At 69.9% G+C, this 8,158-nt stretch carries 8 protein-coding genes; 5 read left to right on the forward strand and 3 right to left on the reverse strand.

Features of this window, described 5'->3' with window-relative positions:
- Window positions 1–185: 185 nt before the first annotated feature.
- Entirely contained in the window at window positions 186–1,211 is a 1,026-nt protein-coding gene (locus AB0J09_RS48210; protein WP_360707281.1) for a 6-phosphofructokinase, read from the reverse strand.
- Between the two features lie 122 nt (window positions 1,212–1,333).
- Between AB0J09_RS48210 and AB0J09_RS48215 the strand changes: the two genes are divergently transcribed.
- Together AB0J09_RS48215 and AB0J09_RS48220 are read left to right on the forward strand one after the other, a co-directional pair.
- Window positions 1,334–2,806 carry a glycerol kinase gene (locus AB0J09_RS48215; RefSeq protein WP_360707284.1) on the forward strand — a complete coding sequence of 491 codons (1,473 nt, stop codon included), beginning with the start codon at window positions 1,334–1,336 and terminating at the stop codon, window positions 2,804–2,806.
- Between the two features lie 31 nt (window positions 2,807–2,837).
- On the forward strand, window positions 2,838–3,566 hold the full coding sequence (locus AB0J09_RS48220) for a Clp protease N-terminal domain-containing protein (protein WP_360707287.1): 729 nt from the start codon (window positions 2,838–2,840) through the stop codon (window positions 3,564–3,566).
- Between the two features lie 8 nt (window positions 3,567–3,574).
- Here the strand turns inward: AB0J09_RS48220 and AB0J09_RS48225 are convergent, their stop codons facing one another.
- Window positions 3,575–4,900, reverse strand: coding sequence for a N,N-dimethylformamidase beta subunit family domain-containing protein (locus AB0J09_RS48225; protein ID WP_360707290.1), 1,326 nt, complete (start codon window positions 4,898–4,900; stop codon window positions 3,575–3,577).
- A gap of 90 nt (window positions 4,901–4,990) precedes the next feature.
- Entirely contained in the window at window positions 4,991–5,278 is a 288-nt protein-coding gene (locus AB0J09_RS48230; protein ID WP_360707293.1) for a YiaA/YiaB family inner membrane protein, read from the reverse strand.
- Between the two features lie 165 nt (window positions 5,279–5,443).
- On the opposite strand from AB0J09_RS48230, the gene AB0J09_RS48235 reads away from it, so the two are divergent.
- The 3 genes from AB0J09_RS48235 to AB0J09_RS48245 all read left to right on the forward strand — a co-directional run bounded on the left by AB0J09_RS48235 (window position 5,444) and on the right by AB0J09_RS48245 (window position 8,048).
- Window positions 5,444–6,040, forward strand: coding sequence for a molybdopterin-dependent oxidoreductase (locus tag AB0J09_RS48235; protein ID WP_360707296.1), 597 nt, complete (start codon window positions 5,444–5,446; stop codon window positions 6,038–6,040).
- 55 nt (window positions 6,041–6,095) lie between these two features.
- On the forward strand, window positions 6,096–7,235 hold the full coding sequence (locus tag AB0J09_RS48240) for a histidine kinase (RefSeq protein ID WP_360707299.1): 1,140 nt from the start codon (window positions 6,096–6,098) through the stop codon (window positions 7,233–7,235).
- Window positions 7,236–7,307: 72 nt separating this feature from the next.
- Window positions 7,308–8,048, forward strand: a complete 741-nt coding sequence (locus AB0J09_RS48245; protein WP_360707302.1) for a LytTR family DNA-binding domain-containing protein — start codon at window positions 7,308–7,310, stop codon at window positions 8,046–8,048.
- Window positions 8,049–8,158: the final 110 nt, after the last annotated feature.

Genomic DNA, 8,158 nt, shown 5'->3' on the forward strand with positions numbered 1-8,158 from the left:
TCGGTGAGGTCTCCACGCGCCATGTCGATGGCCTACCAGGATTGCCGACCGTGCCGCAGGCGATCCCCGTGATTTCAACTCCGTACAGGCTCTAGCCGCGGCGCAAGCCGTACCCCGAGGGGGTTGCTGCGCGGTAACCCCGCTGGTTCAGAAGGTACGGCCGCGCGCTTGCAAGCCGCTTTCAGCTAGCCGAAGAACACTTCCGCCTCGGAGTAACGCGAGACGGGCACGGTCTTCAGCTCGGCCGTGGCCTCGTCGAGCCCGACGCGGACGATGTCGGTGCCGCGCAGCGCGACCATCTTGCCGTAGTCGCCCTCGTGGGCCGCGTCGATGGCCTGCAGCCCGAACCTGGTGGCCAGCACCCGGTCGTACGCCGTCGGAGTGCCGCCGCGCTGGATGTGGCCGAGCACCGTGGTGCGGGCCTCCTTGCCGGTGCGCTTCTCGATCTCCTTGGCCAGCCTCTCGCCGATGCCGCCCAGCCTGACGTGGCCGAACGCGTCGAGCTCACCCGTCTGCAGCTCCATCTGCCCCTCGATCGGGTGGGCGCCCTCGGCGACCACGATGATCGGCGAGTAACGGGTGCGGAAGCGGGACTCGACGTATTCGCAGACCCGGTCGATGTCGAACGGCCGCTCCGGGATGAGGATGACGTTGGCGCCGCCCGCCATGCCCGCGTGCAGCGCGATCCAGCCCGCGTGGCGGCCCATGACCTCGCAGATGAGCGCCCTGTGGTGGGACTCCGCGGTGGTGTGGAGGCGGTCGATGGCCTCCATCGCGATGTTGACGGCGGTGTCGAAGCCGAAGGTGTAGTCGGTGCCCGACAGGTCGTTGTCGATGGTCTTGGGTACGCCAACCACGTTGACGCCACGGTCGTACAGCTGCTTGGCGACGCCCAGCGTGTCTTCGCCGCCGATGGCGATCAAGGCGTCGACACTGGTGGCGGCGAGGTTCTCCTTGATCCGGTCGACCCCGCCCTCGATCTTTATCGGGTTCGTTCGGGAGGAGCCGAGTATGGTGCCGCCGCGTGGCAGGATGCCGCGCACGGCCTGGATGTCGAGCGGCATCGTGTCGCCTTCAAGCGGGCCGCGCCAGCCGTCACGGAAGCCGGCGAACTCGTGACCATAGACGCTCACTCCTTTACGCACTACCGCCCTGATCACGGCGTTAAGACCGGGGCAGTCGCCGCCCCCGGTGAGCACTCCAATACGCATGGCGGGTTCCTCCCGACGGGGGTCACCTTAATGTCAGACTCGCATTCTGCCCGCCGTCACGGGCAGTGGTCTAGACCAAACGCTTAGCTCCGCGACATAAACATCGATTGCGAGGAGATTTCGTGAGTGTGTTGGCCATCGACGCCGGGACAACGGGGGTGACTGCGCTCGTTGTCACTGAAAACGGGCAAATCGAGTCCATGGGCTACGAGGAGTTCAGGCAACATTTTCCCTCGCCCGGCTGGGTCGAACACAATCCCGAGGACATTTGGCAGGCCACGCTGTCCGCGTGCAGTTCGGCACTGAGCAGGGCCTCCGGCTCGCCGTCCTGCGTCGGGCTCGCCACACAGCGCGAGACCGCCGTCCTCTGGGACCGGCGCACGCTTGCCGCGCCGTGCCGGGCCATCGTCTGGCAGGACCGGCGCACCGCCGAGATCTGCGGGCGGCTGCGCGAGGCCGGTCACGAGCCGCGCGTGTCGGAGCTGACCGGGCTGCGGCTCGACCCGTACTTCACTGCCAGCAAGCTCGCCTGGCTGGCTGAGCACGAGGAGGGTGTGTGGGAGGGCGTCGAGACCGGCAACGTCGCCGTCGGGACGGTGGACTCCTACCTCATCGCCAGGCTCACGGCTGGCGCGCTGCACGTGACCGATCCGTCCAACGCCTCGCGCACGCTCCTGTACGGCCTGGTGTCCGGCGACTGGGAGCCCGAGCTGTGCGAGCTGTTCGGGGTGCCCGAGCACGCCCTGCCCGAGATCGTGCCCAACTACGGGCCGCTCGGCCACACCGAGCCGTCGGCCTTCCTCGGGCTGGAGCTGCCGATCAGCGGGGTGGCCGGCGACCAGCAGGCGGCCCTGTTCGGGCAGATGTGCTTCGACGTGGGTGACGTGAAGTGCACCTACGGCACGGGGTCGTTCGTGCTGGCCAACCTCGGTGGAGAGATCGTCAGGTCCGACGCGGGGCTGCTGACCACCGTGGCCTGGCAGACGCCGTCAGGCGAGCGCACGTTCGCGCTGGAGGGGTCGATCTTCGTGACGGGGGCGGCCGTGCAGTGGCTGCGCGACGGGCTGGGGCTGATCGGCACGGCGTCGGAGTCGGAGGCTCTGGCGCGGACCGTGCCCGACAGCGGCGGCGTGGTGTTCGTGCCGGCTCTGACGGGGCTGGGGGCGCCGCACTGGGATCCCCACGCGCGCGGGCTGATCACCGGCATCACGCGCGGCACCACGCGGGCCCACCTGGTCAGGGCCACGCTGGAGGCGATCGCGTTCGAGGTGCGGGACGTGGTGGAGGCGATGACCGGGGGCGCTGTGCCGGTGCTCAAGGCCGACGGCGGGGCCAGCATGAACGACCTGCTCATGCAGCTCCAGGCGGACCAGCTCGGTACGACGGTGGAACGCCCGGCAGTCCTGGAGACCACGGGGCTCGGCGCGGCCTTCCTGGCCGGACTGGGTTGCGGGGTGTGGGGGTCGAAGTCCGACCTGCGCAAGACCTGGCAGCTCGGGCGGCGCTTCGTGCCCGGCGACCGGGACGACGCCGGCTACGAGCGGTGGCGCGCGGCAGTCGAGCTGGCATCCCGCGGATCGTCAACCCTGGGTTGACGATCCGCTGCCGTCAACCTATGGTTGACGCATGGACAACATCGTTCGTCTCGACGATCTCATTTCCGCGATCAAGAACCGTCACCCCGAGGGCGACCCCCTGGACGAGCTGGCCGACGCCGTGTCGCTGGGCGAGCACATCGGCGAAGTGGCCGACCACCTGATCGGCCACTTCGTCGACCAGGCCAGGCGGTCCGGGGCGTCCTGGACCGACATCGGGCACAGCATGGGGGTCAGCAAGCAGGCCGCACAGAAGCGGTTCGTGCCCAAGAGCGGCGGCTCGATGGCCGATGACCTGCGCACGTACGAGCGCTACACTCAGCGGGCCCGGAGTGTCGTCGTGCAGGCGCAGAAGGAGGCGCGGGCGGCCGGGCACGGCCACATCGAGGTCGGGCACCTGGTGCTGGGCCTGCTGGGCGAGCCCGACGGGCTGGCGGCCAAGGCCATGGTGACGCTCGGGGCCTCGCTCGACGCCGTCAGGGACGCCGTCACGGCCGCGGTCGGCCCGGGCGAGGGGAACCCGCCCCAGTCCGTCCCGTTCACGACGGAGAGCAGGAAGGTGCTGGAGCTGACGCTGCGCGAGGCGCTGCGGCTCGGGCACAGCTTCGTGGGCACCGAGCACCTGCTGCTGGGCGTGCTGTCACTCGAGGAAGGACCGGTGGTGCGGGCGCTGGCCGACCTGGGCGTGACCAAGGAGCCCGTCGAGCGCGAGATCACGCGCGCGCTGGGCGAGATCCTGCTGGGGGGAAACTCGTCCTGAGCCCGCCGCTACGGGGCGCCTGCCGGACCCTTGGCGAAGCGGGTCAGCAGGTTGGTCGTGGCGCGGCGGGTGAAGGCGGCGGCGCGGTCGGGCACGCCGTGGCCGCACCGCCGTCCCCGCATCGCGCACACCCAGCGCATTGTCCCCGACGCGAACACCCCCGCCCCGCTGGGCGCCACGTAGTAGGTGCTGTGGGAGACGGTCGCCCGCCCGCCACAGGAGTACGGAGACTCCGCCAGCACCTGGACCTTCCCCGGCGATCCCGGCGACACCTTGTCGGCCTCCACGCCGACCATCCCCGGGAAGCTCCCGCCCTTGGTGCCGGCGAAGATCCAGTGGCTCGGCCGGGTGACCCGGTAGACGCCCTCGGCGGGGAAGCAGTCGTACATCTGCCCCACCAGCCCGCTCTCCGGCTCCGAGTCCCGCCACAGCCGGCACAGCCGCTCCTTGTCGCAGGCGACCGTCCTGCCGTGCATCGCGATCCGCCAGTAGACGGCGTTGGCGCCGAGGAAGGCGAGGTTCGTGCCGCTGTCCCTGGCCTTGGTGACGACGCCGCGCATGCCGGGCGACCAGTACTCGTCGTGGCCCAGCGACACCACCGCGCGGGCGCCGTCGAGCACTCCCGGCTTGATGTCGAGGCTCGTCAGGTACGCCAGAGGCACATGGCTCCGCTCGGCCACGGCCAGCGCGTCCTTCTCGAAGTCCAGGAAGAGCCGGGCGCCGTCGTGGTCGTACGGGCGGTCGAAGGTGACGGCGCGGGAGCGGCCGTCGAACCCACCGGGGCCCTGGTAGAGGCTGCGTCCGCCCCACAGGTTGTACGCCTGCCAGGTCGTGACCGCGTTCACGATCACCACGCGGGCGGCGGTGGAGGCCGAGCGCACGGTGATCGGGACATAGCGCTGGGCCCCGGTGGAGGCGTCGAGCCTGATCAGGTACGCGCCCTCCGGCCAGCCCGTGGTGTCCACGCCGAGCGAGGGGCGCCAGTGCGCGGCGGTCACCGTGCCGCCGACGATCTTCATGGGCGCCTGCCGTTCCCCCTTGACCTCGGGCGACTCCCAGATCTTGGCCGGGTTCGCGCCCATGCGAAAGGCGATGGCGGAAAAGCGCGGCGCGGTCGTGGAGACGCGCAGCTGGAAGCGCTCACCCGGCAGGACGCTCACCTGGTCGGCGTAGCCCTCGATCTCGTGCTCCGTGCCACGCCTGGTGATGCGCCAGGACTCCTGCGCGTCCGTGGTGGCAGTGGGCGTCGGCACGGAGACCGGCTGAGGAGCGGGGGCCGGGGGCACGCTGCCGCACCCGGCCACGAGCAGCAGGAGGACGAGGATCTTTCGCACAGGCCCATGGTCGTGACCGGCCGACCCGGTGGACCATCACTTGGCGGATTCCTTACCGCCTGATCCGCGGAAAGCCTCGGCTCGGGGCTCTCAGGTGCTGACCTTGAACGGGTCGTGCTCGGCCAGCAGCTTGTCCAGCCTGGCCTGGTCCACCCGGTTGGTCACCACGGACTGCTCCTGACGATCGCGTACGACCTTGCACAGCGTGACCGTCGAGGTGACGACGTACAGCAGGCCGAGCCCCAGGAACGCCCTGACCCACCCCTCGACGGGCAGGTAGATCAGGGCGATCACCACGGAGGACAGCGAGACGGCGAACGACAGGATCGCCTGGACGTAGAACGCGGTGGTCTGCGTGGGCTGAATGGGCTTCGTCATGCGCTCATCGTGCCGCCGGGCGGCGGGCCGCCGCATGGGGTCATGTACTCAAGTTACTCATGAGTACGGTCGCCTCGGAGCCCATCGCATCGCACCCGCCCGCGAGGCGCGGACGATCCGATGGCAGGATGGCCCAAGACGGCGAGTCCAGTGAGGGGAGTGATCGTGGAGGAGTCGCGCCTGCCTCCAGGCCAGTACGTGCCGCGCGGCCGACCCGTGATCCACTACGGCAGGGTGCCTCCGTTCAAGCCGGAGAGCTGGGACTTCCGGGTCTTCGGCGCCACCGCGTCCGGCGCGGAGCACCGCTTCACCTGGAACGAGTTCGAGCGGCTGCCCCGCGCGACATGCATCGCCGACTTCCACTGCGTGACCAAGTTCTCCCTCATGGGCAACGAATGGCGCGGCGTCACCCCCGCCACGATCATTGAGGCCGCCCCGCCCGACCCCGGCGTGCGCCACGTGATGATCTGGGCCGAGTACGGCTACAGCGCCAACCTTCGCATGTCCGACTTCATCGCCTCCGACACGCTGTTCGCCATGGAGCTCGACGAGAAGCCGCTCAGCCCCGACCGCGGCTTCCCGCTGCGGATCGTCGTGCCCCACCTGTACGCGTGGAAGAGCGTCAAATGGGTACGCGGCATCGAATACCTCCTCGAAGATCGCCGAGGCTTCTGGGAGGAGCGCGGCTACCACAACCTCGCCGATCCCTGGCGCGAGCAGCGCTACTCCTACCAGGAAGAACCCGGCGAGGGACCCCCTTAGACTTCACTCCTGGTTTTCCCTCGGACACGCTCTGTTTTTGGCTACGGTTTCCCGCATGCTGACCACCGCATGCGTGGCGCTGTCTTCCCTGTCTTTCATTGCCGGCTACGGGCTTGCCCGGGCTCGGCGGCGCCCTCATGCGCCGCCGGAGGGCCGCAGGTCTGACGAGGCGACATTCACCACGCTGCACATCGCCGCGATGGCCGCCCCCGCCCTGCGCGGCGGGCTCAACCGCGACTCCGCCCGCAAGGCCGTGCGGCACCTGCACACGTTGCTCGGCACCCGTGCCGTCGCGATCACCTCGACCGAGGCCGCGCTGGCCTGGGAGGGGCCGTGCACCGACGACGTGCTCACCTACGCCCGCGCCGTGCTGGCGGCGGGCCGGGCGCAGGTGTTCGCCGGAGAGCCGCAGGGTGGTGTCGTGGTGCCGCTGACCGTGGACGGCACGGTCGTGGGGACGCTGGCGGCGTTCGACGACGAGGTGAGCGCCGGGCTCGTGCGTACCGTCACCGAGGTTGCCCGCTGGGTGTCAGGTCAGCTCGAACTGGCCGACCTGGACGCCTCGCGGCGGCGCGCCCTGGAGGCCGAGATGCGCGCGCTGCGGGCGCAGATCTCGCCCCACTTCGTCTACAACGCGCTCACCACGATCGCCTCGTTCGTCCGCACGAACCCCAAGCGCGCCCGCGAGCTCCTGCTCGACTTCGCCGACTTCTCCCGGTACGCGCTGCGTAGGGCGCACGACTTCACGACCCTGGCCGACGAGCTGACGTGCGTCGACCGCTACCTGTTGCTGGAACGTGCCAGATTCGGCGACAAGCTGCGCTTCAGCATGCAGGTGGCGCCCGAGGTGCTGCCCGTCCCCGTGCCGTTCCTGTGCCTGCAGCCGCTCGTCGAGAACGCCATCAAGCACGGTATGCGCGGCCGCGGCGGCGGCGGCGAGGTGCGGGTCGTGGTGCGCGACGCGGGCCCGGAGGCGCACATCACGGTCGAGGACGACGGCGCCGGTATGGACCCGGAGTGCGCGCGGCGGATGCTGGACGAGGACCCGGCCCGCGAGGGGAGCGGCATCGGGCTGGCGAACGTGGACCTGAGGATGCGCCAGATCTATGGCGACGGCTACGGGCTCGTCGTGGAGACGGCGCTGGGCGCGGGCACGAAGGTGAGGCTGCGGGTGCCCAAAACCCAGCTTAGCTGATTGTAGTCAAATCATTACTCTATGCTGGCGTGTCGCTTGTGACCTTTGCTTTCATACGGCAGCGTGGAGGACATGCTGAGAGTTCTGGCCGTCGACGACGAGGTGCCCGCTCTGGAGGAGCTCGCCTATCTGTTGCGCCAGGACGAGAGGATCGAACACGTCGCGACCGCCGCCGACGGCGTCACGGCGCTGCAGGACATGGTGCAGATGATCGGCGGAGGGGAGCGGCTCGACGGGATCTTCCTGGACATCCGGATGCCCGGGCTCGACGGGCTCGATCTGGCCAGGCTGGTCGGCGGGTTCCCCAGCCCGCCCAAGCTGGTGTTCGTGACCGCGCACGAGGAATGCGCGGTGCAGGCGTTCGAGCTGGAGGCGGTCGACTACCTGCTCAAGCCGGTCAGGGCCGAGCGCCTGTCGGAGGCCGTACGCCGGCTGGAGGCGTCCTCTCTGCCCGCCCCCGAGCCGGGCCAGGACGACGTGATCCCGGTCGAGCTCGGTGGGCGCACCCGGTTCGTGCCGCAGCAGGCCGTCTGGTACGCCGAGGCCAAGGGCGACTACGTGCGGCTGCACACCGTGGACGGGAGCTACCTCGTGCGCATGTCCCTGGCCGCGCTGGAGCGGCGCTGGTCGGACGACGGGTTCATCCGCATCCACCGCAGCACGCTGGTCTCCGGGCGGCACGTCAGCGAGCTCAGGTTCGAGGGGGGACGGGTGACGCTCATCGTCGGCACCGAGACGCTGCAGGTCAGCAGACGGCACAGCCGGCAGGTGCGCGAGCAGCTCGTACGCCAGCACAGGGGCGTGATCTCGTGACGGTGGCTCTCGTGGCGGCTCGCAGGAGTGTGGTCCGGTGACGGTGGAGCGGCGGGTGATCGTGTCGCGCAGGCCGGCCGCGCTCGGGCGGGCCCGCGACCGGTTCGACC

It is taken from the genome of Nonomuraea sp. NPDC049784 (genome assembly GCF_040659615.1).
Taxonomy (GTDB): domain Bacteria; phylum Actinomycetota; class Actinomycetes; order Streptosporangiales; family Streptosporangiaceae; genus Nonomuraea.

Coding starts and splice junctions, on each gene's coding strand:
- AB0J09_RS48245 (WP_360707302.1), top strand. CDS start 7,308: ATGCTGAGAGTTCTGGCCGTCGACGACGAGGTGCCCGCTCTGGAGGAG.
- AB0J09_RS48210 (WP_360707281.1), bottom strand. CDS start 1,211: ATGCGTATTGGAGTGCTCACCGGGGGCGGCGACTGCCCCGGTCTTAAC.
- AB0J09_RS48230 (WP_360707293.1), bottom strand. CDS start 5,278: ATGACGAAGCCCATTCAGCCCACGCAGACCACCGCGTTCTACGTCCAG.
- AB0J09_RS48220 (WP_360707287.1), top strand. CDS start 2,838: ATGGACAACATCGTTCGTCTCGACGATCTCATTTCCGCGATCAAGAAC.
- AB0J09_RS48240 (WP_360707299.1), top strand. CDS start 6,096: ATGCTGACCACCGCATGCGTGGCGCTGTCTTCCCTGTCTTTCATTGCC.